The organism is Halomonas sp. 7T (genome assembly GCF_025643255.1).
Classification (GTDB): domain Bacteria; phylum Pseudomonadota; class Gammaproteobacteria; order Pseudomonadales; family Halomonadaceae; genus Vreelandella.
The window spans coordinates 3,502,469-3,527,913 of sequence record NZ_CP087112.1 but is presented as its reverse complement, the minus strand read 5'-3'; the positions used below and the strand labels follow the sequence as shown (position 1 = coordinate 3,527,913).

21 protein-coding genes are annotated in these 25,445 nt (G+C 55.9%); 6 read left to right on the top strand and 15 right to left on the bottom strand.

Features of this window, described 5'->3' with window-relative positions; genetic code table 11:
• Positions 1 to 27: 27 nt before the first annotated feature.
• Positions 28 to 1,524, bottom strand: coding sequence for a CoA-acylating methylmalonate-semialdehyde dehydrogenase (locus LOS15_RS16460; RefSeq protein WP_263069769.1), 1,497 nt, complete (start codon positions 1,522 to 1,524; stop codon positions 28 to 30).
• A 30-nt stretch (positions 1,525 to 1,554) separates the two neighbouring features.
• Positions 1,555 to 2,928, bottom strand: a complete 1,374-nt coding sequence (locus tag LOS15_RS16455; RefSeq protein WP_317629616.1) for an aspartate aminotransferase family protein — start codon at positions 2,926 to 2,928, stop codon at positions 1,555 to 1,557.
• Positions 2,929 to 3,122: 194 nt separating this feature from the next.
• Between LOS15_RS16455 and LOS15_RS16450 the strand changes: the two genes are divergently transcribed.
• On the top strand, positions 3,123 to 4,400 hold the full coding sequence (locus LOS15_RS16450) for a Zn-dependent hydrolase (protein WP_263067135.1): 1,278 nt from the start codon (positions 3,123 to 3,125) through the stop codon (positions 4,398 to 4,400).
• A 111-nt stretch (positions 4,401 to 4,511) separates the two neighbouring features.
• On the opposite strand, the gene frdD is transcribed toward LOS15_RS16450, so the two are convergent.
• The 4 genes from frdD to frdA are packed head-to-tail and all read right to left on the bottom strand — an operon-like array spanning position 4,512 to position 7,871.
• On the bottom strand, positions 4,512 to 4,907 hold the full coding sequence (gene frdD, locus LOS15_RS16445; RefSeq protein ID WP_263067134.1) for a fumarate reductase subunit FrdD: 396 nt from the start codon (positions 4,905 to 4,907) through the stop codon (positions 4,512 to 4,514).
• A 2-nt stretch (positions 4,908 to 4,909) separates the two neighbouring features.
• Positions 4,910 to 5,305: a fumarate reductase subunit C gene (locus tag LOS15_RS16440; protein WP_263067133.1), complete on the bottom strand. Its 396-nt coding sequence runs from the start codon at positions 5,303 to 5,305 to the stop codon at positions 4,910 to 4,912.
• A gap of 14 nt (positions 5,306 to 5,319) precedes the next feature.
• Positions 5,320 to 6,087 carry a succinate dehydrogenase/fumarate reductase iron-sulfur subunit gene (locus LOS15_RS16435; RefSeq protein ID WP_263067131.1) on the bottom strand — a complete coding sequence of 256 codons (768 nt, stop codon included), beginning with the start codon at positions 6,085 to 6,087 and terminating at the stop codon, positions 5,320 to 5,322.
• A complete protein-coding gene (frdA, locus tag LOS15_RS16430) occupies positions 6,084 to 7,871 on the bottom strand; it encodes a fumarate reductase (quinol) flavoprotein subunit (RefSeq protein ID WP_263067130.1) in 1,788 nt (595 codons plus the stop codon). Before frdA ends, LOS15_RS16435 begins: the two co-directional genes overlap by 4 nt.
• Before the next feature lie 258 nt (positions 7,872 to 8,129).
• Between frdA and LOS15_RS16425 the strand changes: the two genes are divergently transcribed.
• Positions 8,130 to 9,599 (top strand): anion permease, encoded by a 1,470-nt coding sequence (locus tag LOS15_RS16425; protein WP_263067129.1) that lies wholly within the window; start codon positions 8,130 to 8,132, stop codon positions 9,597 to 9,599.
• Positions 9,600 to 9,692: 93 nt separating this feature from the next.
• Positions 9,693 to 10,619, top strand: coding sequence for a 1,4-dihydroxy-2-naphthoate octaprenyltransferase (gene menA, locus LOS15_RS16420; RefSeq protein WP_263067127.1), 927 nt, complete (start codon positions 9,693 to 9,695; stop codon positions 10,617 to 10,619).
• Positions 10,620 to 10,637: 18 nt separating this feature from the next.
• Here menA and LOS15_RS16415 read toward each other — a convergent pair whose 3' ends face one another.
• Positions 10,638 to 10,940, bottom strand: coding sequence for an antibiotic biosynthesis monooxygenase family protein (locus tag LOS15_RS16415; RefSeq protein ID WP_062363117.1), 303 nt, complete (start codon positions 10,938 to 10,940; stop codon positions 10,638 to 10,640).
• 112 nt (positions 10,941 to 11,052) lie between these two features.
• Between LOS15_RS16415 and LOS15_RS16410 the strand changes: the two genes are divergently transcribed.
• Complete coding sequence (locus LOS15_RS16410; RefSeq protein WP_263067126.1) at positions 11,053 to 12,633, top strand: cryptochrome/deoxyribodipyrimidine photo-lyase family protein; 1,581 nt, start codon at positions 11,053 to 11,055, stop codon at positions 12,631 to 12,633.
• A gap of 301 nt (positions 12,634 to 12,934) precedes the next feature.
• Here LOS15_RS16410 and LOS15_RS16405 read toward each other — a convergent pair whose 3' ends face one another.
• The 3 genes from LOS15_RS16405 to LOS15_RS16395 form a co-directional block, all read right to left on the bottom strand.
• Complete coding sequence (locus LOS15_RS16405) at positions 12,935 to 13,636, bottom strand: hypothetical protein (RefSeq protein ID WP_263067125.1); 702 nt, start codon at positions 13,634 to 13,636, stop codon at positions 12,935 to 12,937.
• Between the two features lie 437 nt (positions 13,637 to 14,073).
• Entirely contained in the window at positions 14,074 to 15,345 is a 1,272-nt protein-coding gene (gene gabT / locus LOS15_RS16400) for a 4-aminobutyrate--2-oxoglutarate transaminase (RefSeq protein ID WP_263069766.1), read from the bottom strand.
• An 11-nt stretch (positions 15,346 to 15,356) separates the two neighbouring features.
• Entirely contained in the window at positions 15,357 to 16,808 is a 1,452-nt protein-coding gene (locus tag LOS15_RS16395; protein ID WP_263069765.1) for an NAD-dependent succinate-semialdehyde dehydrogenase, read from the bottom strand.
• 145 nt (positions 16,809 to 16,953) lie between these two features.
• Between LOS15_RS16395 and LOS15_RS16390 the strand changes: the two genes are divergently transcribed.
• Together LOS15_RS16390 and LOS15_RS16385 are read left to right on the top strand one after the other, a co-directional pair.
• Positions 16,954 to 18,372 (top strand): PLP-dependent aminotransferase family protein, encoded by a 1,419-nt coding sequence (locus tag LOS15_RS16390; protein ID WP_263067124.1) that lies wholly within the window; start codon positions 16,954 to 16,956, stop codon positions 18,370 to 18,372.
• Between the two features lie 89 nt (positions 18,373 to 18,461).
• On the top strand, positions 18,462 to 19,157 hold the full coding sequence (locus tag LOS15_RS16385; RefSeq protein ID WP_263067122.1) for a lysozyme-like domain containing protein: 696 nt from the start codon (positions 18,462 to 18,464) through the stop codon (positions 19,155 to 19,157).
• 133 nt (positions 19,158 to 19,290) lie between these two features.
• On the opposite strand, the gene LOS15_RS16380 is transcribed toward LOS15_RS16385, so the two are convergent.
• The 5 genes from LOS15_RS16380 to LOS15_RS16360 all read right to left on the bottom strand — a co-directional run bounded on the left by LOS15_RS16380 (position 19,291) and on the right by LOS15_RS16360 (position 25,420).
• Complete coding sequence (locus LOS15_RS16380; protein WP_009722911.1) at positions 19,291 to 19,842, bottom strand: cupin domain-containing protein; 552 nt, start codon at positions 19,840 to 19,842, stop codon at positions 19,291 to 19,293.
• A 166-nt stretch (positions 19,843 to 20,008) separates the two neighbouring features.
• Entirely contained in the window at positions 20,009 to 21,460 is a 1,452-nt protein-coding gene (nhaC, locus tag LOS15_RS16375) for a Na+/H+ antiporter NhaC (RefSeq protein WP_263067120.1), read from the bottom strand.
• Between the two features lie 242 nt (positions 21,461 to 21,702).
• On the bottom strand, positions 21,703 to 23,202 hold the full coding sequence (locus tag LOS15_RS16370) for an aldehyde dehydrogenase (RefSeq protein WP_263067118.1): 1,500 nt from the start codon (positions 23,200 to 23,202) through the stop codon (positions 21,703 to 21,705).
• On the bottom strand, positions 23,202 to 24,578 hold the full coding sequence (locus LOS15_RS16365; protein ID WP_263067117.1) for an aspartate aminotransferase family protein: 1,377 nt from the start codon (positions 24,576 to 24,578) through the stop codon (positions 23,202 to 23,204). The genes LOS15_RS16370 and LOS15_RS16365 overlap by 1 nt, the downstream gene beginning before the upstream one ends.
• A gap of 35 nt (positions 24,579 to 24,613) precedes the next feature.
• Complete coding sequence (locus LOS15_RS16360; RefSeq protein ID WP_263067116.1) at positions 24,614 to 25,420, bottom strand: gamma-glutamyl-gamma-aminobutyrate hydrolase family protein; 807 nt, start codon at positions 25,418 to 25,420, stop codon at positions 24,614 to 24,616.
• Between the last annotated feature and the right edge of the window lie 25 nt (positions 25,421 to 25,445).

Here is a 25,445-nt window from a genome sequence, read left to right as displayed (position 1 = left end):
AGAAGATGGCGCAGTTAGCGCACGGCGTCAACGCTGGTTAGTGGGGAACGAGAACTCCGCCCGTGTGGCTTCACTTACCGAAGGCCAGCGCTGGGAAACGGCTTTGCGGCGGGTATAGAAGCGTACCGAGTCGGGGCCGTAGGCGTGAAGGTCGCCAAACAGCGAACGCTTCCAGCCGCCAAAGCTGTGATAAGCCACCGGCACGGGCAGCGGTACATTCACCCCCACCATGCCTACTTCGATACCATCGGTGAAGCGGCGAGCGGCCTCGCCATCGCGGGTAAACAGGCAGGTGCCGTTACCGTATTCGTGGTCGTTAATCAGCTGCATGGCATCATCCAGGCTGCCGACCCGCACGATGCACAGCACTGGCCCAAAAATCTCTTCCTGGTAAATGCGCATCTCAGCGGTGACGTTATCGAACAGGCAGCCACCGACAAAGTAGCCCTCTTCATGGCCAGCAACGGTTAGGCCGCGGCCATCTGCTACCAGCGTGGCGCCGGCGTTTACGCCATCCTCAATAAAGCCGAGTACCTTTTCACGGTGCTCTGCCGTCACTAGCGGCCCCATATCCAGGCCTTTATCGGTACCTGGGCCTACTTTGAGTTCGGCAATCTTTGGTAGCATGGTTTCGACCAAACGATCTGCCGTTTCATCACCCACGCACACCGCCACCGAGATCGCCATGCAGCGCTCGCCGCAGCTACCATAAGCCGCGCCCATGAGCGTATTGGCGGCGTTCTCTAAATCGGCGTCCGGTAGCACTACGGCATGGTTCTTCGCCCCACCGAGTGCCTGAACGCGCTTGCCCGCCGCTGAACCACGGGTATAAATTGCTTCCGCCACCGGCGTTGAACCCACAAACGAAATAGCTTTAACGGCCTTGGCATCCAGCAGGGTTTCTACCGCTTCGCGACCGCCGTGCACCACACTCATAACGCCTTTAGGCAGTCCCGCTTCTTGCAGCAGTTCGGCCACCGCCATAGCGGCGGAAGGATCTTTCTCTGAAGGCTTGAGAATGAAGGTGTTACCGCAGGCAATCGCCATCGGGTACATCCACAGCGGCACCATGGCTGGGAAGTTAAACGGGGTAATACCCGCGACCACGCCCAAGGGCTGGAAGTTAGACCAGGCATCGATACCCGGCCCCACGTTATGGGAATACTCGCCTTTTAAAAGCTCTGGCACGCCGCAGGCGTACTCGACGTTCTCGATGCCGCGCTTCAGCTCGCCCATGGCATCTTCTACCGTTTTGCCATGCTCTTCGCTGACCAGCTGCACTAGGCGGTCTGCGTGCTCTTCTAGCAGCTGCTTAAAGCGGTACATCACCTGGGCACGCTTGGCGGGCGGCGTATCACGCCAGGCAGGAAAAGCAACCTGGGCGGCGGCAATGGCACGCTCTACATCCGCCGCGCTGGCATCGGCCACATGGCGAATCACTTTGCCCGTGGAAGGATTGGTAACCTCCAGCGTGCGCTTACTTTCAACTAACTCGCCGTTAATCAGGTGGGAAACAGTACTCATCATTAAACTCCGAAACAGGGTTGGCCAACGTTATGCCAGTGAATCCAGGGTGCTCGCGACGGCATCGAACAAACGCTCAAGCTCGGCTTCCGTGGTGCCAAAGGGAGGGCCAAATTGCAGGGTATCGCCGCCATAACGCACGTAAAAGCCGGCTTCCCAAAGCGCCATATGCGCATCGCGGGGCCGCACCGTGGGGTCGCCGTTGCGCGGCGTGAGCTGGATGGCACCGGCCAAACCGTAGTTGCGAATATCAACAATATGGTTGCGGCCTTTTAAAGCGTGCAGCTTCTGCTCGAAGGTAGGCGCAATGGCACTGACTTGGGCTGGGAAGTTCTCACGCTCCATCATCTCCAGCGCCGCGAGCCCCGCCGCGCAGGCCACGGGGTGTGCGCTATAGGTATAGCCGTGGGGAAACTCAACGGCGTGTTGAGGGCCGCCAGCGTGCATAAAGGTATCGAAAATCTCGCTGGATGCGATCACTGCGCCCATGGGAATCGCGCCGTTGGTGATCTGCTTGGCCACGTTCATGATATCCGGCGTCACGCCAAAGGCTTCAGCACCGGTGGTGGCGCCGCTACGCCCAAAGGCGGTGATCACTTCATCAAAAATCAGCAGAATATCGTGGGCAGTGCAAATTTCCCGCAGCCGATCCAGATAACCTTTGGGCGGCACAATCACCCCGGCAGAGCCCGACATCGGCTCAACAATTACCGCCGCAATCGTCGAGGCATCGTGCAGCGCGATTTGCTCTAGCAGCGCATCAGCAAGTTCCGCCCCAGTTTCCGCTTGGCCACGGGTGTAAGCATGGCCTGCCTGCAGGGTATGCGGCAGATGGGTGACATCCATCAACTGGCCATAGTGTTTACGGTTGCCGCCAATGCCGCCCAGGCTGGTGCCACCAATATTCACCCCGTGGTAACCCTTGGCACGACCAATCATGCGGGTTTTTTCCGGCTTACCTTTTAACCGCCAGTACGCCTTAGCCATCTTGACCGACGTATCGGCGGCTTCTGAACCGGAGTTGGTGAAAAACACGTGGTCCAGCCCGGCTGGCGTTAAGCTGGCGATCTTTTCCGCCAATTTGAACGCCAGCGGGTGGGCAATTTGGAAGCCAGGGGCAAAGTCGAGGCTGCCTAACTGCGCCGCCACGGCTTTTTGAATTTCTTCACGGTTATGGCCCGCGCCGCAGGTCCATAGCCCGGAAAGCGAATCGAATAACTTACGGCCCTGATCATCAATGTAATAGCGCCCTTCCGCCCCGGTAATAACACGCGGGTTCGCATGAAAGTCGCGGTTGGCGCTAAACGGCATCCAGTAGTGCTGATTCAGCGCAGAATGGGAGGGGCGGTCTTCAATAGTCCCCTCTGAGGATTGCGAGATGGTATTACTTTTTAAACTAAACATGGTGTCCAGCTCCGGCCCTATGAGACATAGCCACAGCATGCGCCACCAAAAACGTTTATAAAATTATGCTTTTCTTTTGTTCACGTTAGATAATTTATACGTAACGTCGCCTTTTTTATCTCTACGCTAGCAGTGAGCCAAACAATCAATGTGGGAGTCGCCAGCCTCATCCGCGCTCAATAAAAGGAAGTCTTATGAACTCGCTTGCTGAACCGAAAACCGCCATAGCTGATTTACGCACTGACAGCGACCGCCTATGGGAATCGCTAATGGAGATGGCCAAACTAGGCGCTACCCCTAAGGGCGGGGTGAATCGTCAGGCGCTTACCGAGCTAGACCGCCAGGGGCGTGACCTGTTTATTCAGTGGTGCCGTGCCGAGGGTTGCACCATTCGCATTGATACTGTTGGCAATATTTTTGCCCGCCGGGAAGGCCGCGACCCAACCGCTAAAACGGTAATGGCAGGCAGCCATTTGGATAGCCAGCCCACGGGCGGTAAGTACGACGGCTGCTTTGGCGTGCTGGCGGGGTTAGAAGTCATTCGCACATTAAACGAACACAACATCACCACCCAGGCACCGCTTGAAGTTGCCGCCTGGACCAATGAAGAGGGCTGCCGATTCCCGCCCTGCATGATGGGCTCTGGGGTATTTAGCGGCGTGCTTGAATTCGACACTATGATGGCGCGCACCGATGCTGATGGCGTGACGGTGAGTGATGCGCTAGATGCTATTCACTACCGCGGCAGCGATAGCGTTTCACCCAGCGAGATTAAAGCCTATTTTGAGCCGCACATTGAGCAGGGGCCGATTCTGGAAGATACCGACACCACCATCGGCGTGGTGATTGGCGGGCTGGGGCAGAAGTGGTTTGACCTAACCTTGACCGGACTCGAAGCCCACGCGGGACCCACCCCCATGCACCTGCGCCGAGACGCCATGATGGGCGCGGCAGAAGTCACCCAAGCGCTCAACCGTATCGCCGTTGATCACCACCCCCACGGACGCGGCACGGTCGGCAGTATGACGCTGCATCCTGGGTCGCGTAATGTGATTCCCGGCCAGGTCAAAATGACGCTGGATATGCGCCACTGGGAGCCTGAAGCCCTGGTTGCGATGGGAGAATCCGTAGCGGCTGCCGTGGAAGACATTTGCCAGCGCCACGGGCTAACGTATGAATTAACGCCCACGGCGGATTTTGCCCCTGAGCACTTCAACCAAGCGCGGGTGGAAGATGTGCGCCAGGCAGCAGAGAAGCTCGAACTATCGCATATGGATATCATCAGCGGCGCAGGGCACGATGCCATGTTTGTGGGTCGCGTAGCCCCCGCTGCGATGATCTTTATTCCCTGTAAAGATGGTATTAGCCATAACGAGCTAGAGAGCGCCACGCCAGAACACGTCCACGCAGGTTGTAACGTGCTACTTCACGCCATGCTAAACGCTGCAGGCATTAGCGATTCAGAGGCGTAGGCATGTTCAACGCCATGGGGCAGTTCACCGCCCATGGCGTTCGTGTTTATCCCCAGCGCTTTCAATCCCGTGCAATAACGCAGGCATTTTCAGCGTTATTTAACTCATTATTTAACCCAGCATGCCTGCTATCACTAGCCCTAGTGCGAAAACGCTCAGCAGCGCGGCGCCGCCGTACATCAGCTTTTTGTTGAGTGCGTCATTGCCCACGCTGATATCAAACAGCCCATGGCGCAGGCGGTGGGCGGCATGAAACAGCGGCAAGCAAACGACCGCCCCCACAAACAGAACGCCCGGCACGCTGAACAGCAGCGCAGATGCCCGTTCATGGCTTAGTGCCTCAACGGGCAGCAGCCCAAGAGGCAGTAGCAAGGCAATAAATATAATGACGGCGGGCAGAATAACCGCAAAGCAAACGCCCCCCGCGCTAAACAGCCCCCACCAGAGCGGTTCGTCGAAGGCTTGTTTGTGCTGAGTGCCGGGTTTATTAATGGCGAGTTTTTTCATACTTATGCCCCTCCGAATAGCCAAACAAACAGCAGCACAACCGACACGACCCCCACCCACTGCCCCGCGACAATGGCCTGATCAGGCAGGCTATGACCAGCGATACGAATCGGCATCACCCGTGGAAACAGCACAAAAAAGGTGGCGGCGTGAAAAAGACTGGCAGCCAGCGCAAGAAGGTTCAGCAGCAGCACAATGGGGGAACCCATAAAGGCGATCCACCCCTGCCAGCTTTCCGCGCCCTGCAATAGGGCGACCATGCCTGCCAGTAAACAGAGCGTAAAAAACACCAGCGGCAGCACCGTGGCTTCGCGCAGCATGTAGAGCTTAAAAAAGCGGTGTTTGAGCCACCAGTTACGTTTCAGCGGCGGCAGGCGTTGCGATGATGACTTATCCATACTCTCTCCTCCCCTTAGCCTTTAAACAGCGCAATAAGCGTGTGCTTGGCCGCTTCGACCTTGCCTTGATTGACCGCGGCGGCCGGGTCCACGTTTTTTGGGCATACCTGCGAGCAGAAGCCTACAAAGGTACAGCTCCATACCCCATCATGGCGGTTAAGCTCCGCCATGCGCTGCTTCTTGCCGTGGTCGCGGCTGTCCAGGTTGTAACGGTGGGCCAAGGCTAGCGCTGCCGGGCCAAGGAACTCTTGGTTCAGCCCAAACTGCGGGCAGGCCGAGTAACAAAGGCCGCAGTTGATGCAGTTAGCAAATTGTTTGTAGCGGGCGAGCTGCTCGGGTGACTGCCGATAAGTTTCCGGCGCCTTGGGATCAAACGCTTTCACTGGATTGTCATCAATCAGGTAGGGCTTCACTGCCGCCAAGTGCTCCAGGAAAATCTCCATGTCCACCACTAGATCCCGCTGCACAGGAAAGTGGGCCAGCGGCTCAATGCGAATATCGCCTTCGTAATCGCGCAGGAACGTTTTGCAGCCCAGCTTGGGAATGCCGTTAACCATCACCCCGCAGGAGCCACAAATCGCCATGCGGCACGACCAGCGGTAACTCAGCGTGCTATCAAGCTGCTCCTTAATATGGTTGAGGGCATCCAGCAGTGAGGTGCTGTCGTCCACCGGCAGCTCATACTGCTGCCAATAGGCTTCCGCCGAGTTGTCGGGCAGGTAGCGTTTGACGCTGACGTGTTTGGTGTTGATTTGTTTGGTGCTGATCTGTTGAGTGTTCATGCCTTTGCCCCTTTGCCCGCATCGCCATAGACCCGCTCAGCCGGCGCGGAAAACCGCACATCGACGTCCTGCCAGCGTAGCTCGGCCGGTGCTTCGCCTTGGTAGAACACCTGGCTATGCTTGAGGTAGTTAACGTCGTCGCGTTTTTGCATGCCGTCTTCCAAACGCTGGTGGGCACCCCTGGATTCACGGCGTTCAAGCGCGCCCAAACAAGAGGCTTCGGCAATATCCAGGCCACACTCCAGTTCCAGACACTCCAGTAGCTCGGTATTAAAAATCTTGCTGGTATCGTTAACGCGAACCTGTTTGAAGCGGGCACGTAGCTGGCGCATAGTCTCCAGCGAATGGCGCATGCCCTCTTCCGTGCGGTAAATCCCGCAGCCGCTCTCCATGGCCTGCACCATGGCGTGCTTGAGTTCTACCCAATTCTCCGCACTGCCGGTGCCATCGCATAGCCGTAGCAGCTTGGCTTGCTGGCGGTCGCCCTGGGCTTCCAGCAGGCGTGAATCCGCCCACTCGGTTTGCGCCGCGCGTTGACTTGCCTGCTCTCCGGCCAGGCGGCCAAACACCAATAGCTCGGTGAGTGAATTGGAGCCCAGCCGGTTAGCCCCGTGCAGGCCCACCGAGGCGCACTCCCCAGCCGCATAGAGCCCAGCAATAGAGGTTTCGCACTGTGGGTTGGTTTCAATCCCGCCCATGGTGTAGTGCACCGCTGGGCGAATGGGGATCGGCTCTTTTACTGGGTCGACATTGATATAGGCTTTCGCCAGCTCGCAGATAAACGGCAGGCGCTCTAGGATAGTTTTTTCACCCAAGTGGCGCAGATCAAGATAAACCACGTCGCTGTCGCCAAACTTACCGGTGCGGCCCGCCTGCTGCTCCTGCCAAAACGCTTGGGAGAGCTTGTCCCGCGGCCCCAGTTCCATGTATTTGTTCTCCGGCTTGCCCAGTGGGGTTTCCGGACCAAGGCCGTAATCCTGCAGGTAGCGATGGCCGTCTTTATTAAGCAGAATCCCCCCTTCGCCACGGCACGCTTCGGTAATCAAAATGCCCGAACCGGGTAAACCCGTGGGGTGGTATTGCACAAACTCCATATCCCGCAGCGCCACGCCGTGGCGGTAAGCCATGGCCATACCGTCGCCGGTAACAATGCCCGCATTGGTATTGAAGCGGAACAGGCGCCCCGCCCCGCCGGTAGCCAGTACAACGGCTTTGGCACGCAGCAGGGTTAGTTCGCCGGTGGCAATCTGTAGGGCAATCACGCCAATCACCGCGCCGTCGTGAACGGCCAGATCAAGCACAAAGAACTCATCAAAGCGCTCAATCTCAGGGTATTTAAGCGAGGTTTGAAACAGCGTGTGGAGCATGTGGAAGCCGGTTTTGTCGGCCGCGAACCAGGTACGTGCGGTTTTCATACCACCAAAACGGCGCACCTGTACTTGGCCATCGTCTTTACGGCTCCAGGGGCAGCCCCAGCGCTCCATCTGCACCAGCTCTTGGTAGGCATGGTGGACAAAGTAATCCGCCACCCCCTGCTCCACCAGCCAATCACCGCCGGATACCGTGTCATCAAAGTGCGCCTTATGGGAGTCCTCTTTGCTGGTAACCGCAGCAGCACCGCCTTCAGCGGCCACGGTATGGGAGCGCATAGGATAAACCTTGGACAGCAGCGCAATGCGTTGTGGTGTGTTTTGTTCCTTGGCCTGTTCGGCGGCTCCTATGGCAGCGCGTAAGCCTGCGCCGCCGCCTCCCACAATCACGATATCGAAATCTAGCTGCTGCATGACGCTTCCTTCCGTTAGCCAAGTCAAAGGTAGTGGCGACACTCTTCGCTGTCGTCTTATTTATTTGAAATTACCACGCCCTTAGCAATCTCCGCTCATTAGCTTAAAAGACTATTGACGTGCATCAAGGAAGGTGTAAATCGCGCGGGTATTACTTTTACCTGCGTGCCGCAGTACCTACTCTTCAAGCCACTCACTGCTAGGAAGATTCCCATCTACCAAGCAATAAAATAGAAAAACTGACGTAAGAGGTGCAGCATGGCCAGCACTGCCCAAACCACACCGCGATGGAAACTGTTAGCGCCGCTAGCGGTGGCTATTATCGTCGCGCTGATACCTACACCCGAGGGGCTAGCACCTCACGCGTGGTATTTTTTCGCCATATTCCTCGGCTGTGTGGTGGGCTTGATTCTTGAGCCGTTACCCGGTGCGGTCATCGGGCTTATCGGGGTAACCCTCGCGGCGTTGCTCGCGCCCTGGGTGCTGTTCTCCCCAGAGCAACTCGCCGCTGAGGGCTTTAATCCCGCTAACCAAGCGTTTTCCTGGGCGGTATCGGGCTTTACTAATTCCACCGTCTGGCTAATCTTCGGTGCCTTTATGTTTGCCTTGGGGTACGAAAAAACCGGGCTTGGCAGGCGTATTTCTCTCTGGTTGGTCAACGCCATGGGCAAGCGCACGTTGACGCTTGGCTACGCGGTGATGATCTCGGATACCATTTTGGCCCCCTTTACGCCCTCCAACACGGCGCGCAGTGCGGGCACCATTTATCCGGTGATTCGCAACCTGCCCCCGCTTTATGACTCGCATCCCAACGACCCCAGCATGAAACGCATGGGTAGCTTTTTGATGTGGACAGCGCTGGCCTCAACCTGCGTCACCAGCTCGCTATTTCTAACCGCGATGGCCCCCAATTTATTAGCCGTTGCTTTAACCGAAAGCACAACCGGCATCCAAATCAACTGGGGGCAGTGGTTTATGGCGATTGCCCCGGTCGGCATTTTGCTGCTGCTATTAGTGCCGCTGCTCTGCTACTGGCTATGCGCGCCCGAGGTGAAAGCGGGCCATGAAATTTCAGACTGGGCCAGAGACGAGCTAAAACAGCTAGGCGCGCTGACCCGTAAAGAAATAGTGCTGGTCGTGATGGTGGTAACCGCCCTGCTGCTGTGGATTTTTGGCGGCGGCATTATTTCTGCCTCGCTGGTCGGGCTGGTGGTGATCTGCGCCATGCTGCTAACCGGCATTGTCACCTGGGACAACATTCTCAATAACCATGCCGCCTGGAACACCTTTGTATGGTTTGCCACCCTGGTGGCGCTAGCGGGCGGTCTCAGTCAGGTAGGCTTTGTTAGCTGGTTTGGTAACGTTGTAGGCGGGCAAATAAGCCACCTTAACCCGATGATCGCCATGGTGGCACTGGTGGTGCTGTTTTATGCCCTGCACTACTTCTTTGCTAGTATTACGGCGCACGTAACGGCCCTATTGCCCGTTATTTTGGCAGCGGCTTCAGGCATCGCTGGCCTGGATATGCAGCTGTTTGTGCTGCTGCTGCTGCCCACGCTTGGCTTTATGGGCATCCTCACTCCCTACGGTACAGGACCAAGCCCGGTTTACTACGGCAGCGGCTACTTGCCTAGTGCGCTCTTCTGGCGGTTAGGGGCAATTTTCGGGCTCATCTTCCTAGTGGCTTGGTTAGTCATAGGCCTCCCTTGGCTGCTGTTATTTACCTGATGACGGCTAACAATTGCCCCACTAACCGCTTTTTACCCAGACGGCGCCACCCACAAAAAAGTGCACAGAAACAATCACAGGAATATCGACTTAATGGAACAGCTCGTTAAACGCAGCCCGCACAACGCCTGGGTGTTAGCCGCACGCCCTAGAACGTTACCGCTTTCGTGTGCGTCTATTTTGCTGGGTAGCGGGTTGGCGGTGCATGCTCAAGCTTTCAACCCTGGCGTGCTTTTGCTTGCCTTACTCACCGCCATGGCCCTTCAGGTACTGTCTAATTTAGCCAACGACTACGGCGATGCCGCGTCAGGAGCGGATGACGAAAAGCGTACCGGCCCGGCAAGGGCGGTTTCTTCGGGGTTGCTTACCCCAAAAACAATGCGCGGCGGAATGCTCATCGTGGCCACCGTTGCCGCGTTATTGGGGCTACTGTTACTGGTCGCTGCTTTCGGGAATCAGTGGGGGCAAATTCTCGTCTTCATCCTGTTAGGCGCCGCTGCCCTATTGGCCGCGGTGACCTACACCGTTGGGCTAGGCGGCGCACCTTATGGCTACCGTGGGCTAGGGGATATTTCGGTGTTTATGTTTTTCGGCTTGCTGGGGGTATTGGGCACCTATTACCTGCATACCCACCAACTAAACTGGCTGCCCTTTCTCCCAGCCGCGACGTGCGGGCTGTTGGCCACCGCCGTGCTCAATGTGAACAACGTGCGCGATATTGAAAGCGATGCACGCTGCGACAAGATCACTCTAGCGGTGCGGCTAGGCCGCGAAGGCGCAATTACCTATCACTGGGCGTTGCTAGGGTTAGCACTGCTGCTCACCTTGATCTACCTAGTGGCACTGCCCGTTCCACTGCTGGGGTGGAGCTGCTTACTGGTGGCCAAGCCGCTAACGGATGCCGCCAGAACGTTACGCCATACTCATGATGGCAAGGTGCTGACTAACATGCTGAAGAAAACAGCCGTTTCAACGCTACTCTATAGCGTGCTGCTGTCTATTGGCTTGGCCTTTTTCTGATTAGGCGACAAAGCGCTGTTACAGCACCACCTCAAACCCTTCAAACTTAGGCGGGCCAAGGTAGATGCCTTCTGGCGCTTTGGCATTGGCGTGGGCCTTACGGAAGGCGTCTGACTTCGTCCAGGCGCGGAAGGCCTCTTCGGACTCCCACACGCTGTGGGAGATGAACACGGTGTGGTCTTCCTGGCTTTCGCCCTGCAGCATTTGAAACTGCTTGAAGCCCGGCACCTCATCCAAGTGGGAATCGCGGTTGCGCCACACCTCTAGAAAATCCTCTTCGCGGCCTGGGGCAATCCGAAAACGGTTCATGGCGATATACATAGTGGCTCTCCTGTGAGGCGGGTGTGACTCAGTTGGTTACGCAAACAATCGCTTGATGGTAACGTCATCACTGCATCACGAATAGATAAGTGACGAACAGGCGTTACGGCTAATGGCTCAGGCACCCCTTCAGGTCGTTTGGTTCAAACGCGATTTACGTATTCACGACCACGCACCGCTGGCCAACGCCGCAGCGGCAGGCCCAGTGCTGCCGCTATTCGCCATCGAGCCTGAGCAGTGGCAAGCGCCCGACAGCGCACTGCGCCACTGGCAGTTTGCCGCCGATTCGCTGGTTGATCTTGCCCAAGCGCTCAACACGCTGAGCCTGCCGCTCTGCCTGTGGCAGGGCGATATAGTGGAATGCCTAGCCGCGCTAAAAGCGCACTACGGCGAACTGGTGCTGCACTCCCACCAAGAGACCGGCAACGCCTGGAGCTTTGAGCGCGACCAGCGCGTTCAAACCTGGTGCCACGCCCACCAAGTGCCCTGGCAGGAAGCCCGCCAGCAGGGCGTGATTCGCGGGCTGAGTAGCCGCACCGGGCACCAGTCTCGCTGGGAAAGCCACTGGGAAGCGCTGATGGCCGCCCCCACCTACTCCGCTCCGCCAAAAGCGGTGGCGGCACCCGATTGGGAAGCCTTTCATCACGTAGACGTAACGCAACTGCCCTCGCTGACTCTAGGGTTCGATACCACGCCCTGCCCCCAACGCCAGCGGGGCGGGCGCAGTGAAGGCCGCGCGCTGTGGCTGAGCTTTATTACTCAGCGCGGGCGGCGCTATCGCGGCTCGCTCTCTAAACCGTTACTGGCCTGGGAGTTTGGTTCACGGCTCTCCCCGCACTTGGCCTGGGGCACGCTCTCGATGCGGGAAGTGGTGCAATCCCTGCGCCGCCAACGCCAAAAGCACGCCGACGACACCGCCTGGGCACGCTCGCTGCGTGCCTTTACCTCGCGGCTTTACTGGCACTGTCACTTTATTCAGAAGCTGGAGAGCGAACCCAGCATCGAGCAGCAAACCCTGCACCCGGCGCTGCGCGGCCTACGGGAGCGCGACCCGGAACACCCGCATCTGATCGCCTGGAAGCGCGGCCAAACCGGCGTACCGCTGGTGGATGCCTGCATGCGCAGCCTGACCGCCACCGGCTGGATCAACTTTCGCATGCGCGCCATGCTGCTCTCCCACGCCACCTTTGGCCTTGGGCTGCACTGGTACGAGCCAGCATTGCACTTGGCGCGGCTATTTACCGACTTCGAGCCGGGCATTCACTACCCTCAAGTGCAAATGCAGGCAGGCGCTACCGGCACCAACGCCATACGGGTCTACAACCCCATCAAGCAGGCAGAAGATAACGACCCCACCGGCGAGTTCATCGCCCGCTGGGTGCCCGAGCTTTCGCCCCTGCCTCAGGAATGGCGCACCAAACCCTGGGCACTGCCGGAAAGCCTGCAAAAGCGATTCGGCTTTCAGCCTGGCGTCGATTACCCCATTCCGAACGATTTTGAGGCCGAAGCGCGCTATTGGAAGAAGCTGCTTTATGAATTACGCCGTACGCCGGAGGCGAGGGATGCCAGCCAAGCGATTGTGGATAAGCTGGCGAGTCAGCGGCGGCCGCCTGCTCGGCGTGGTAAAAAAACAAGGGCTGACAATCGGCAGCAGCTTTCGCTGTTTGACGAGGGCGGGTTGGAGAATGGATAGCGGTTATGCTTAGCCAAGACTAACTAATACTTTAGCCAGAAAACGTAATAACACAGGGGAAACTATAGTATAGGCGAAGAGCTCTTGCTGAGTAGTCTACCCTCTAATATCTCTAACTCAACGTTCAAGTACCCAGTTGATCTTTCCTGCGCCGCGTTTGAGGACCGATTCACATGTACTTACTCAGTAGAAAGGAGAGCTCCTAGCATCCGCCAGCATCCACAACTAATAATTTCAAATAAAACCGCAATGCAGTCGGCGTCGCGTGACTGGGACTTGTTATGCACACTAACCGCATATTTCACCTAGACACACTAACCACCTCTCTATTCCCCAAAGAACAATAACTAACTTCACCCAATGGACTTGTAAGCTTTAAAACAGAAGCATCAGATAGCAACTTACCCACCCCTTGCAACTGAATCTTTTTATCACGCCTCTCATCTTTCGAACACTCTCCGAGCAAAAAACGAAATTCTTTTTGATAACTAAAACTTGAGCCTTTAACCACAAGGGATCTTTTCAATGGTTCATCAGAATACCCAACCGCCCCCATGCGAACCTTGCAACCACTTGCTTTAGCAAGAAGACATCTGTATTCCTCAATTCTATTGGCGGGCAAAATCACAAAGTAAGACCCAAATTCATTTAGCATTCTTTCTAATGAATTTTCAAAATTATTATGCGGGCCGATCACCGCCCATGATTGTAGCCATGCATCTTTCTGTTCCGCTGCAGGGTAAACAAGAACACTCCTAGCATTATTTAAATTCAACATGTCGCCATTATTGATGACATTTGGCATTACATCGCCCAAACTGCTATCCCAATAACCAATACATGATTCACCTCTATCACCTCTTCCAACACTTTTATCCTTCCGATAATAATGAGGAGTTCTGAACAAACTCACTCCTTTTTTAAAAGAAAAATAATGCTCTTCTTTGCTGAAGAACTTAATCAAAGCAAATGCTTGTGATTTTGAACTAACATTATCAATCATTTCATCCCCATCTTTTCAAATAGAACTACGGCATTGCTTAGCACTAACACACAGCACTTGTATTGAGATGCCAAACTGCGTATTACTGAAGACCCCAGCCAGCTTACTTACAACCCCAATAACCTTCCATCACAATCCTTCGTAATATTTTTCTATATTACGACCAATATAAACTAAAAAGAAAAAACTCTTATTAATTTAAAAAAGGCATCAAATCTAACAAATAGCACATCTGCTGTATTTTCCAGCTCCTCCGCGTATGGAGGTTACCTATCTTACTATTTTGTCTCATCCACCCTACCAAACCCAGCTTAGCACAAGGTACTTAAAGCAATTGAATATCTCTGCTATGGGCTTTCAACGCCCATAAAAAAACCCGCCCTCGCCATCAGCTTACGCTGTTTGACGAGGGCGGGATTGGCGCTGTCTAGACTTTACTAGCTAAGCGCTTCCAACGACTCCTCAATAATACTCAGCCCTTCCTCCAACACCGCAGATGATACCGTCAGCGGCACCAGAATGCGGATGCTGTTGCCGTAGAAACCACACGAAAGCAGGATCAGGCCTTTCTCGCGGGCTTTGGCGCAGAGCGCGCCGGTGAGTTGTGGGTCGGGCTTGCCTTCACCGTTGAGCAGTTCGAACGCGGCCATGGCGCCGAGTTGGCGGCCGTGGGCGACGGCGGGGAAGCGTTCTTCCCATACCGCGAAGCGTTCGGCGAGCATGTTGCCCATCTGCTCGCTGCGGGCCAGGATGTTCTCTTCTTCGATGGCTTCGATTACTGCCAAGGCTGCTGCGCACGAAAGCGGGTTGCCGCTGTAGGTGCCGCCCAGGGAGTTGGGGCCGGAGGCGTCCATTACCTTGGCGGTGCCGACCACCGCAGAGAGCGGCATGCCGTTGGCGAGGCTCTTGGCGGTGGTGAGGATGTCCGCTTCGATGCCGCTATGTTCCAGCGCAAACAGCTTGCCGGTACGGGCAAAGCCGGACTGCACTTCGTCGGCGATCAGCAGAATGCCGTGCTCGTCGCACAGGGCGCGCAGCGCTTTCAGGTAATCCGGTGAGGCGATGTAGAAGCCGCCTTCACCCTGTACCGGCTCGATCACGATGGCCGCTGTGCGGTGCGGGGCGATATCGGTTTTGAACAGCGTGCGAATGGCGTTCAGCGAGGCTTCTTCACTAATGCCGTGCAGCGGGTTGGGGAACGGGGCGCGGAACACGTCGCCCGGCATGGGGCCGAAGTCGTTCTTGTAGGGCAGCACCTTGCCGGTCATCGCCAGGGTCATCATGGTGCGGCCGTGGAAGGCACCGTCGAAGGTGATGATGCCGGTGCGGCCAGTGGCGGCGCGGGCGATCTTCACGGCGTTTTCCAGCGCTTCGGCACCTGTGTTCACCAGCATGGCCTTACGCTCGGGGCCGCGCACGGGGGTGAGTTCGCAGAGCTTTTGGCACAGCTGCACGTAGGGCGCGTAGGAAATGACCGCTGCGCTGGTGTGCATGACCTTCTTGAGCTGCGCTTCCACGGCGGCCACGATTTTCGGGTGGCGGTGGCCCAGGTTGAGCACGCCAATGCCGCCCGCAAAGTCGATCCAGCGTTTGCCGTCGGCGTCCCACAGTTCGGCGTTTTCAGCGCGCTCGGCAAACTGGGTAGTCGGCGTGGCGGCACCGTTGGCCACGAAGCGGTTTTTCAGGTCGTTCAATTCTTGGTTAGTCATCATCGTTCTCTTTATAAACCGCCAACGCAGACGTATTTCAGTTCAGTAAATTCATCGAGGCCGTGATGGGAACCTTCGCGGCCCAGCCCGGACTCTTTCACACCGCCAAACGGCGCAAGCTCGGTAGAGATCAAGCCTTCGTTCACGCCGACCATGCCGTATTCAAGTGCTTCCATGGTGCGCCAGATGCGGCGGTAATCCGTGGCGTAGAAGTAGGCGGCCAGGCCAAACGGAGTGTCGTTGGCCATGGCGATAGCTTCTTCATCGCGCTGGAAGCGGAACACCGGCGCGACCGGGCCGAAAGTCTCTTCATCAGCCACGGCCATTTCGGTGGTCACATCCGCCAGCACCGTGGGGGTAAAGAAGCGATCACCCGCCGCGTGGGGCTGGCCGCCACACAGTAGGCGCGCGCCTTTGTTCACCGCGTCGTCGATGTGGCGCTGCACTTTATCCACGGCGGCTTGGTTGATCAGCGGGCCGATGATGCTGCCGTCGGCCAAGCCGTCGCCTACCTTCAATGCGTTCACACGTTCGGTGAGCTTGGCGACGAAGGCATCGTAAATGCCGTCCTGCACCAGGAAGCGGTTGGTGCACACGCAGGTTTGCCCGGCGTTGCGGAATTTGGAGGCGATGGCCCCGTTCACGGCGGCGTCTACATCGGCGTCATCAAACACGATGAACGGCGCGTTGCCACCCAGCTCCATGGCGGTTTTCTTCACCGTGCTGGCGCACTGGGCCAGTAGGTGTTTGCCCACCGGGGTAGAACCGGTAAACGACACCTTGCGCACCCGAGGGTCGGTGGTCAGCACCTCGCCCACGGCGGCGGGCTTGGAAGCGGTAACCACGTTAATGGTGCCTGCGGGCAGGCCCGCTTCCAGCGCTAAATAAGCGGCGGCCAGCGCGGTGAGCGGCGTGGCTTCAGCGGGTTTAATCACCACGGTGCAGCCAGCGGCCAGGGCCGGGGCGCACTTGCGGGTAATCATCGCCAGCGGGAAGTTCCACGGGGTAATGGCGGCCACCACGCCGACCGGTTCGCGCAGTACCAGCAGGCGCTTATCCGCGCCGTGGCTGGGCAGGGTTTCCCCTGCCATACGCTTGGCTTCTTCGGCGAAGAATTCGATGAACGAGGCGCCGTAGGTCACTTCACCTTTGGCTTCTGCCAGCGGTTTGCCCTGCTCTAGGGTCATCAGGCGGGCTAGGTCGTCGGCGTGCTCATTGATCAGCTCAAACCAGCGGCGCAGCAGCGCTGAGCGCTGTTTGACCGGGGTGGCACGCCACGCGGCACCGGCTTCATACGCGGCGGCCACGGCGTCGCGGGTGTCGTCGGCGCTTAAATCCGCGACGTGGGCAATGGTTTCGCCGGTGGCGGGGTTATCGATGGCAAAGGTCTGCTGGCCTTTGCGCCATTCACCGCCCACCAGGGCCGGTACGGCATCGTGCAACCACTGTTCGATAAAGCTCATCATCTCACCTTTGTCTGATATTCAGCATGCCACCCACGCTATCAATAATAGGGTCACAGACGAATGCACCACTTTTGCGTTCAACCAGACCACTTTTCTGTTTTACTAGCTAAACGGGGAGCATCGTGACGGTAAGAGGATACGAATGGATTGCCAGGACGTGTTACAACAGCTCGTAAAACGCTATGCGCAGCAACCTGAGCGCTTGAGTAAACAAGTGCGTCTAGAGCAAGCCTTGAGGCAAGCAATCACCCAGGAGTGGCCTAACCAAACTCGCCTGCCGTCACACCGGCAGTTGGCGTTAACGCTGGGCGTTGCTCGACACACACTGTCCCGTGCGATTGCATCGCTTATTGATGAAGGGCTGCTGGCCACGTTTCATGGCAAGGGCACGTGGAGCTGCAAAGCAGAGGCTTCTATTGCGCCCACATCGCCCAGCATCCAGCTTTCCAAACGCACTCAGCAAGTGCTCCGCTGGCCAGGGGCGAGCACCGTTCAAAGCGGTGCCTTTGTGCCCGGCATACCGGATATCGCCCAGTTTCCTATGCGCAAGTGGCGCCAGCTTTATGCCAGCGTTACCGTGCCGCAAAATGCCTTGTTGCTCTCTTACTCCACCGGCGGCTACGGCCCGCTGAAGCGTGCCATCCGCGAGTTTCTGGCACGTTGGCGCAACATAAACTGTGATATTGAGCAGATCATTATTACCGATGGCACCCACAACGGTATTGAGCTGTGTGCCATGGCATTGGCCGATGTGGGCGATACCGTCGCGATGGAGTCACCCTGCTATTGGGGGGCGCGCAACATATTTACTGCAACTGGGCTTACTATCGAGATGCTGCCTTGGTTTCCCGATAGCGGACATGTTTTGCCGCCGCTAACTAACAACGTTGCATTCGCTTACTTGACCGGCTCTCACCATTACCCGCTCAGCGTACCCACACGCGCAGCTCATAAGCAGCAGTTCTGTGATGCGTTATCGCCCACCTACATTGTTGAAGACGATTACGAATTCACCCGCGACGACCACGCCAACCTACTGTTTGATCCACACTCAGAACGCCATTTGCTGGTAGGCTCTTTCTCTAAGATGATGTTTCCCGGCCTACGGCTTGGCTATTTGGTAGTGCCACGCCACTTGGCAGGCCCAATGAACCGCCTGCGCAGCGAATTATTTCGCGAAGGACGAATGCTTGACCAAGCCGTATTGGCGCAGTTTATTTTTGATGGTGACTTAGATGCTTGGTGTCGGCGCATTCAGCGTGACTATTTAGGCCGTCAGCAGGTACTACACGGCCAGCTTAGCTCACTACCCAAGGTAAGGAATGTGTCACCTCCGACGAGCGCGATCAGCTTGTGCGTTGAGTTTGAATCAGGGGTTAATGATGTGGCGCTTGCTCAGGCACTGCTCAAAGAGCACTTAATTGTTCGGCCGCTCAGCCCTGTGTGCACTGAAACAGACCCGCGGACAGGATTAGTGATGGGCGTGGGCATGCTCTCGGGAGCAACATTAGTGCATGAGGCACAGCGGCTTCGCCGCTGCTTAGAGGTCCTACTTCGTTAAGTGGGATAGGCGAAGTGAGCATTAAGCGTCAAGCTTTATAGTTCGTCAGAACAGCGTATTCACCAAAAAATATTCACAAGGACATTACTATGCGTCGCCCTGTTGATAACTTTATCGTTAAGCGTTTTATGGTGAATCCCTCCATCGCTTTCCCGACACTTCGCCTATGGGTGGCCCTCTGCGCCGTACTCTTTATTTCCGGCTGCGCAACCTTTGCGCCTAACCCACCGCAGGACCAAAGCAATATTTGTGAAATCTTTCGTGAACAGCCGAGCTGGTATGACTATGCCCGAGAATCAGAAGAGAAATGGGGCACACCGATTGCTACACAAATGTCCTTTATTCAGCAGGAGTCTTCGTTTCGCAGCCATGTACGCCCAGACCGCAAGCGCTACTTAGGCTTTATTCCGGGCCCGCGCCCTTCATCGGCGAAAGGCTACGCCCAGGCCCAAGACCCGGTTTGGGGCGAATATCGCGATCAGGCAGGCAGTACCTTTGCCCGGCGCACCCATATGAAACATGCCACCGATTTTATCGGCTGGTACAACACCCGGACCCGCGCCCAAACGGGCATTTCGCTGAGTAATCCTGAGCACCTTTACTACGCCTATCATGAGGGTGCAGGCGGCTACCAACGGGGCACCTATCGCAATAAATCCCACGTTTTACGCGCAGGCAGTCAAGTGGCCGCACGCGCAAACCGCTATCAAGCACAGCTCAATAGCTGTGAAGCAGAGTTTCAGTGCCGCAGGTTTTATCAGGTCTGGCCGTTTTGCCGTAGCTAAGGGCTCCAACCATGGCGCGAGTGAGCGGCATGGCGTTAGTGAACGGCGTGTGTTGAACATTAATGCTTTCTGGCGTGTTTGGCATGGCGGGCAGCCTAGTTTTGCTCAACTATCGATAGCCATGCCAAGGATGTCAGAACGCCTTGCCGGGCGTAGCGCAACTAATTATTTTACAGGGGGCATCCCCAATATTTCGGAATCGATGTGGAACGCTTGTCTTGAAATAATACGACTCTCCAGGCCCTAAGCGTCTGGCAGTGCTGCCCACAATGATTTCGATCTCACCTTCCACGACAAAGCCAGCCTCTTCACCGTAGTGAGTAATCATGGCTTGCCCCGTGTCAGCGCCCGGCAAATAACGCTCAACCATAAACGCCAGCGCACGGTTAGGCCGATTTGCCCCAACAAGCTTGAAGGAAATATCGCCGGATGCGATATCCACCAAGTCATCCGCCGAATAGAAAATTTGCTCCTGACTATCAAGGTCCATCGTAAAAAAATCACCGACGCTCATAGAGAATGCGTTTAGGATTTTCTTCAGAGAACTGACTGATGGGCTAACCTTTCCTTGCTCTATTAGCGAAAGACTTGAATGGGTAACCCCACACAACTTTGCCAGTTCACGCTGCGAAATCCCTCGCTGCTTGCGCAAAGAGCGCAAGCTCGCACCCACGTCATCCGACATCCTTTTTTCACTCCCTATCAATAACTGAGTTTAATTACGTTGACGGTCTATTGACGGGCACATAATAGCGCAAAAAAAACCCCACGGCTGTGGGGCAATCTCTCAATTAATGCGGTGTTTTGAAAAAAAGTAATCGTCTTAATCAAGGCCAGTCTTCTTGCTCCTTTCAAGCGCTCCTGGCTACCGCTAGCTCTGTGTTTAGGCCCGCCTGTGGCTCGTCTTCATAGGCAATACGAAAGCCGGTAAAGCCATAAAGAATCGCGAACATCGGACTTAGCAGTGCCAGGAAAGCATAAGGCGCATAACTAAAGGCGCTAACCCCTAAGGTTGCAAACATAAAGGCGCCGCACGTATTCCAGGGCACCAATGGCGATGTCATGGTGCCGGCATCTTCTACCGTGCGAGACAAGTTTTTCAGTTTCAGCGAACGACGCTGGTACTCTTTGGCATACATACGGGCAGGCAGAATGATGCTGAGATATTGATCGCACCCCACGACATTAGCTGTCATCGCCGTTGCCACTGTGGTCGCGATGAGGCTGCCCGTGGTCTTGGCCAATTTGAGCAGGCTTTCCACGATAGTGCGAAAGAACCCAGCGGACTCAAGAATTCCGCCAAAACTCATGGCGATAATGATCAAAGAAACTGTCCACATCATGGCGCTAACGCCGCCGTTGGTCAGCAGCTCGTCCACCGTCACGTTTCCAGTGTCGACCGCGTAGCCTTCCACGAAAATAGTAAAGCTATCGCCTAGTGGGACACCCTGAAACAAAATCGCACAGATAATCCCCATCAGCGAGCCTACAGAAAGCGCAGGAATGGCGGGTATTTTCTTAATCATCATCACGATAACCGCCGCTGGTACCAGCAGCAGCCAAGGGCTGATGATGAACAGCTCTTTTAGGCTTTGTTGCAACTCGGCAACTTGTGCTGCGCCATCACCGGAAGGCGTCATGTTCAGGCCAATAATGGTGTATAGCACCAGTGCCACCGCAAGCGCAGGCACCGTGGTGTAGAGCATATAGCGAATGTGTTCAAACAGATCAACACCAACCACACCGGGTGCCATGTTGGTGGTTTCGGAAAGCGGAGAAATTTTGTCGCCAAAATACACGCCGGAGATTACGGCTCCCGCGACCATTGCGGGGTTAAGGCCTAACCCTTCACCGACGCCCATCAAGGCGATACCGATAGTACCTGCTGCGGTCCAGGCATTGCCGCCAGCTAACGATACCAAACAGCAAATCAAGCACGCCGCAACCAAAAAGTAGTCCGGCGCCAGTATACTCAGACCATAATAAATCATCGTGGGCACAATCCCACCGGCTATCCAATAGCCAATAATGGTGCCGATAATGATCAGAATGACAATCGCCTGAGTCGTCAGACCAATAGAGCGCATGATACCCGCTTCAAGCTGTTTCCAGCGGCTGCCCGACGCAATTGCCACTACCGTCGCGACAATCGCACTCAAAAAAAGCGGCAAGTGCGGATCCGTTTCGAAGTAACCAATGAATACGCCCAATGATGCCGCCATAAATACAATGGGTATCATGGTCGCGCTTAAACTTGGCCACGGTGTTTCCTGGTCTTCTTTATTAATGGCGTCGGTCGACATAATGTCCTCACTTAGCGTTTGCTTGTTGTTGGTATTAACAGTGATGTAACCGTTTCAAAAACCGTTGCACTGGTCATCGCTGAGACCATTACAGAGCTGGTTATTATCTTTCTGATACGGTTTTCAGGCACAGGTTGGCCGTTACCAGGTGCCGCTGCTGTTACAGCGGCGCCTGGCGCTTTGAATAAAAATCCGTTGTGGTAATTAATTAACGTATTGCGATTGTCACAAACAGGCGTTTTTTAAGGGCTAAGCGACATCCACACCGTCTTCACTTCACAGTATTTCTCCTGCGCATGAAGCGATTTATCGCGCCCATTGCCTGATTGTTTCACGCCGCCAAAAGGCACTGTCTGATCGATACCCGCCCAGTTATTCACATATACTTGGCCGGATTGTAGACGTCGTGATACCCGCATAATGCGATCAATATCGTGGCTCCAAACTCCCGCAGCAAGGCCGTAGTCGCTGTCATTGGCCAGCGAAATTGCCTGTTCTTCGCTGTCGAACCCAAACACACTCAGCACAGGGCCAAATATTTCTTCACGGCCAATGCGCATCTCAGGCGTCACATCATCGAAGACCGTAGGCGATAGGAAATACCCATTGGAATTGCTGGCTTCCCCCCCCAGCGCCAACGTGGCACCTTCGCTCTCACCTCGGCGGATATACTCCAGTACGCGTTGGTACTGCGCTTCATCCACCATAGCGCCCATGAAACTAGCTGGATCGAGCGGGTCTCCAGGCTGCATATGCTCAGCCGCTTTCACCACGCGGGCCACAAAATCTTTGCGAATACTGTTTTCCACCAGCAGACGCGAACCAGCAATACAGACTTCGCCTTGGTTGTGGAAAATAGCTTCCGCAGCGCTTTGGGCGACGGCATCAAGGTGCTGGCAGTCGGCGAAAACGATGTTGGGGCTTTTGCCGCCACACTCCAGAAACACGCGTTTCAAGTTGGATTGTCCCGCGTACTGCATCAGCTGTTTACCCACGCCAGTGGAGCCGGTAAACGCCAGACCATCGACCTGCATGGAAAGCGCCAGCGCCTTGCCCACCGTATGGCCGTAACCTGGCAGCACCTGAAAAACACCATCGGGAATACCCGCTTCCTGGGCAAGGTGTGCCAAGCGCAGCGCTGACAAAGGTGATTTTTCAGACGGCTTGAGAATGACGCTGTTGCCCGCCGCCAGTGCCGGGGCAATCTTCCACGACGTCATCATTAGTGGGAAATTCCACGGCACAATGGCAGCGATAACGCCCATTGGTTCGCGCAATACCAGTCCCAACGCACGATCGCCAGTGGGTGCCACTTCACCGTAAAGCTTGTCGATACATTCCGCCTGATAGCGCAGGCAGGCAACGGTGCCGGCCAAATCACCTAGCGCGCTGGAAATCGGCTTACCCATGTCCAACGTATCCAGTAGCGCTAATTCATCGCGGTGTGTCTCTACCAAATCAGCTAGGCGCAGCAGTACTCGCTTACGTTTGCTCGGGTGACAACGTGACCAGACACCACTTTCAAAGGTTGCCCGGGCCGCTTGCGTTGCGCGCTCTGCATCTTGCGCATCGCAGCTGGCCACCTCGGCAAGCACATTGCCGGTAGCAGGATTGATGCTAGTCAGTGTGCTGCCATTGGCGGCAGTAACAAACTCACCATTAATAAAAGCGCGCGTTTCAAAGCTCAGTGACGCTGCTTTTGATTGCCAGTCGGCTAGGGTTTTCGGTGTATCTGCCGCCATTATGCACTCTCCATGGGGTGTGTTATCGCCAGCTTTTCAGCGGTTTTATCCAGCGCCAAGCGCGCCTTGTTGACCAATTCATCAATTTCATCGCGGGTGATAATTAGCGGCGGAGACATCACCATGGTGTCGCCAACCGAGCGCATCACCAGACCACTTTCAAAGCACAAATCACGACATAAATTGCCAGCGGAAAGAGACTTATCGAAGCGTTCACCGGTGTTCTTGTCGGCGACGAGTTCTAGCGCCCCAATCAAGCCCAACGAACGGGCTTCACCCACCAGCGGATGCTCAGCCAGTTCCTGCCAACGCTTAGCTAGATAGGGCCCCAATTCATCGCGGACTTTCTCGACTACCCGTTCACTTTCCAGCAATTCGAGGTTTTTAAGCGCAACAGCCGCACAGACCGGGTGACCAGAGTAAGTAAAGCCATGGAAGAACTCACCGCCGTCTTCAATCAGCGTATCGGCCATGCGATCTCCCACCAGCACCGCGCCAATGGGCAGATAGCCCGACGACAGCCCCTTGGCAATCGGCATCAGGTCAGGTTTCAACCCATAGTGCGTACTGCCAAACCACTCGCCCAAACGCCCGAAACCGCAAATGACCTCATCGGCAACCAACAAAATGTCGTACTTAGCCAACACTTCTTTCACCGCGGGCCAATAGCTTTCCGGTGGAATAATCGCACCACCTGCGCCCTGCACCGGCTCAGCGATAAAAGCCGCTACTTTATCTTCACCCAACGCCAGAATTTGCGCTTCCAACGCTTGGGCACACTGCTTGCCAAAGGCTTCCTGGCTCATATCGCGCCCTTCACCAAACCAGTAAGGCTGGCAAATATGGCTAATCCCCGGCACACACGGCCCGCCTTGATCATGCATCGGTGCCATACCACCCAGGCTCATGCCCGCGACAGTAGAGCCGTGATAACCATTTTCACGCGAGATGACCCACTGCTTTTCCGGCTTGCCTTTAATCGCCCAATAGCGTCGTACCATGCGCAGTACGGTATCGTTGGCTTCAGATCCAGACCCCGTGAAGAACACATGATTGATATGTTCGGGTGCCAGCTCACTCAGCTTGGCGGCCAGCTTCACTGCCGGTGGGTGTGTGGTTTTAAAGAAGTTGTTGTAATACGGCAGCTGCTGCATCTGCTCGGTGGCGGCATCAACCAACTCCTGACGCCCGTAACCGAGATTGACGCACCAAAGACCCGCCATGCCATCAAGAATACGATTGCCCTGGCTGTCGTAAATGTATACCCCATCGGCGTGGGTGATGATGCGGCTCCCCTCTTCGCCAAGTGATTTAAAGTCAGTAAATGGATGAAGGTGATGCTGGCGATCCAACGCCTGATAGTCCTGGGTCTGCATAGGTCAGTTCCTATTCAAGTCGTTGCAACAAGCGTTCAGCTAGCAGCAAGCTGGGCGGCGCGTTGGGTACGATGCTGACGGCAGGCCGCCGCAAACCCCTGAAACAGTGCGTCATAGAAAGGATGTTCTTTAGGGCGCCACTCCGGATGCCACTGCACAGCCAAGGCGAACGCAGCCGCATTACGCACCGAAATCGCTTCAACTAATCCATCAGGCGCCCAGGCTTCTGCATCCAGCGCTGGTGCTAACTGATCTATCCCCTGCTGGTGAAGTGAATTCACCTCAGCATGATCACTGCTATAGAGCGCCGCCAGGGCACCATCCGGGCGAATCTTTACCGTATGAGAGGGTGCATAATGGCCCGCCATGTCGTCAGCAGGCGGCTCACGATGATCGAGCATGCCTGGCAGCGTTTGAACTGCCTGATGAAGGGTGCCTCCAAAGGCGACATTCATTTCCTGAAAACCGCGACAAATGCCAAACAGAGGTAACGCCTGACGTAACGCCTCGTGCACCCAGCAAAGTGCCGCTTCATCGCGCTGTGCGTCTGCACGAGTATTCTCTGGGGCGCGTTCAGCACCATATCGGTCAGGAGTGACGTTGGTATAACTGCCGGTTAGCAGCAAACCATCCAGGCTGCCCAACAGAGCAATGGCCTGCTCCACACGCTGCTCGGGCGTCAACGTATCGGCGGCTAACACAGGAAGAATCACCGGCGTGATACCGTAGTGGTAAAGCGCCTGCAGGAATTTATCGGTCACTATCTGCGCAGGATGGCCTTCCACTTCTCGGCAGCAGGCGATAACACCCACCAGTGGGCGTGGGGAATGCGTTGCTTGCATAATCAAACCACTTTGTCAGTTGTTA

What these genes read in the sequence shown, in the direction of transcription:
- LOS15_RS16460 (WP_263069769.1), bottom strand. Translation starts at nt 1,524, where the DNA reads ATGAGTACTGTTTCCCACCTGATTAACGGCGAGTTAGTTGAAAGTAAG.
- LOS15_RS16455 (WP_317629616.1), bottom strand. Translation starts at nt 2,928, where the DNA reads ATGTTTAGTTTAAAAAGTAATACCATCTCGCAATCCTCAGAGGGGACT.
- LOS15_RS16450 (WP_263067135.1), top strand. Translation starts at nt 3,123, where the DNA reads ATGAACTCGCTTGCTGAACCGAAAACCGCCATAGCTGATTTACGCACT.
- frdD (WP_263067134.1), bottom strand. Translation starts at nt 4,907, where the DNA reads ATGAAAAAACTCGCCATTAATAAACCCGGCACTCAGCACAAACAAGCC.
- LOS15_RS16440 (WP_263067133.1), bottom strand. Translation starts at nt 5,305, where the DNA reads ATGGATAAGTCATCATCGCAACGCCTGCCGCCGCTGAAACGTAACTGG.
- LOS15_RS16435 (WP_263067131.1), bottom strand. Translation starts at nt 6,087, where the DNA reads ATGAACACTCAACAGATCAGCACCAAACAAATCAACACCAAACACGTC.
- frdA (WP_263067130.1), bottom strand. Translation starts at nt 7,871, where the DNA reads ATGCAGCAGCTAGATTTCGATATCGTGATTGTGGGAGGCGGCGGCGCA.
- LOS15_RS16425 (WP_263067129.1), top strand. Translation starts at nt 8,130, where the DNA reads ATGGCCAGCACTGCCCAAACCACACCGCGATGGAAACTGTTAGCGCCG.
- menA (WP_263067127.1), top strand. Translation starts at nt 9,693, where the DNA reads ATGGAACAGCTCGTTAAACGCAGCCCGCACAACGCCTGGGTGTTAGCC.
- LOS15_RS16415 (WP_062363117.1), bottom strand. Translation starts at nt 10,940, where the DNA reads ATGTATATCGCCATGAACCGTTTTCGGATTGCCCCAGGCCGCGAAGAG.
- LOS15_RS16410 (WP_263067126.1), top strand. Translation starts at nt 11,053, where the DNA reads ATGGCTCAGGCACCCCTTCAGGTCGTTTGGTTCAAACGCGATTTACGT.
- LOS15_RS16405 (WP_263067125.1), bottom strand. Translation starts at nt 13,636, where the DNA reads ATGATTGATAATGTTAGTTCAAAATCACAAGCATTTGCTTTGATTAAG.
- gabT (WP_263069766.1), bottom strand. Translation starts at nt 15,345, where the DNA reads ATGACTAACCAAGAATTGAACGACCTGAAAAACCGCTTCGTGGCCAAC.
- LOS15_RS16395 (WP_263069765.1), bottom strand. Translation starts at nt 16,808, where the DNA reads ATGAGCTTTATCGAACAGTGGTTGCACGATGCCGTACCGGCCCTGGTG.
- LOS15_RS16390 (WP_263067124.1), top strand. Translation starts at nt 16,954, where the DNA reads ATGGATTGCCAGGACGTGTTACAACAGCTCGTAAAACGCTATGCGCAG.
- LOS15_RS16385 (WP_263067122.1), top strand. Translation starts at nt 18,462, where the DNA reads ATGCGTCGCCCTGTTGATAACTTTATCGTTAAGCGTTTTATGGTGAAT.
- LOS15_RS16380 (WP_009722911.1), bottom strand. Translation starts at nt 19,842, where the DNA reads ATGTCGGATGACGTGGGTGCGAGCTTGCGCTCTTTGCGCAAGCAGCGA.
- nhaC (WP_263067120.1), bottom strand. Translation starts at nt 21,460, where the DNA reads ATGTCGACCGACGCCATTAATAAAGAAGACCAGGAAACACCGTGGCCA.
- LOS15_RS16370 (WP_263067118.1), bottom strand. Translation starts at nt 23,202, where the DNA reads ATGGCGGCAGATACACCGAAAACCCTAGCCGACTGGCAATCAAAAGCA.
- LOS15_RS16365 (WP_263067117.1), bottom strand. Translation starts at nt 24,578, where the DNA reads ATGCAGACCCAGGACTATCAGGCGTTGGATCGCCAGCATCACCTTCAT.
- LOS15_RS16360 (WP_263067116.1), bottom strand. Translation starts at nt 25,420, where the DNA reads ATGCAAGCAACGCATTCCCCACGCCCACTGGTGGGTGTTATCGCCTGC.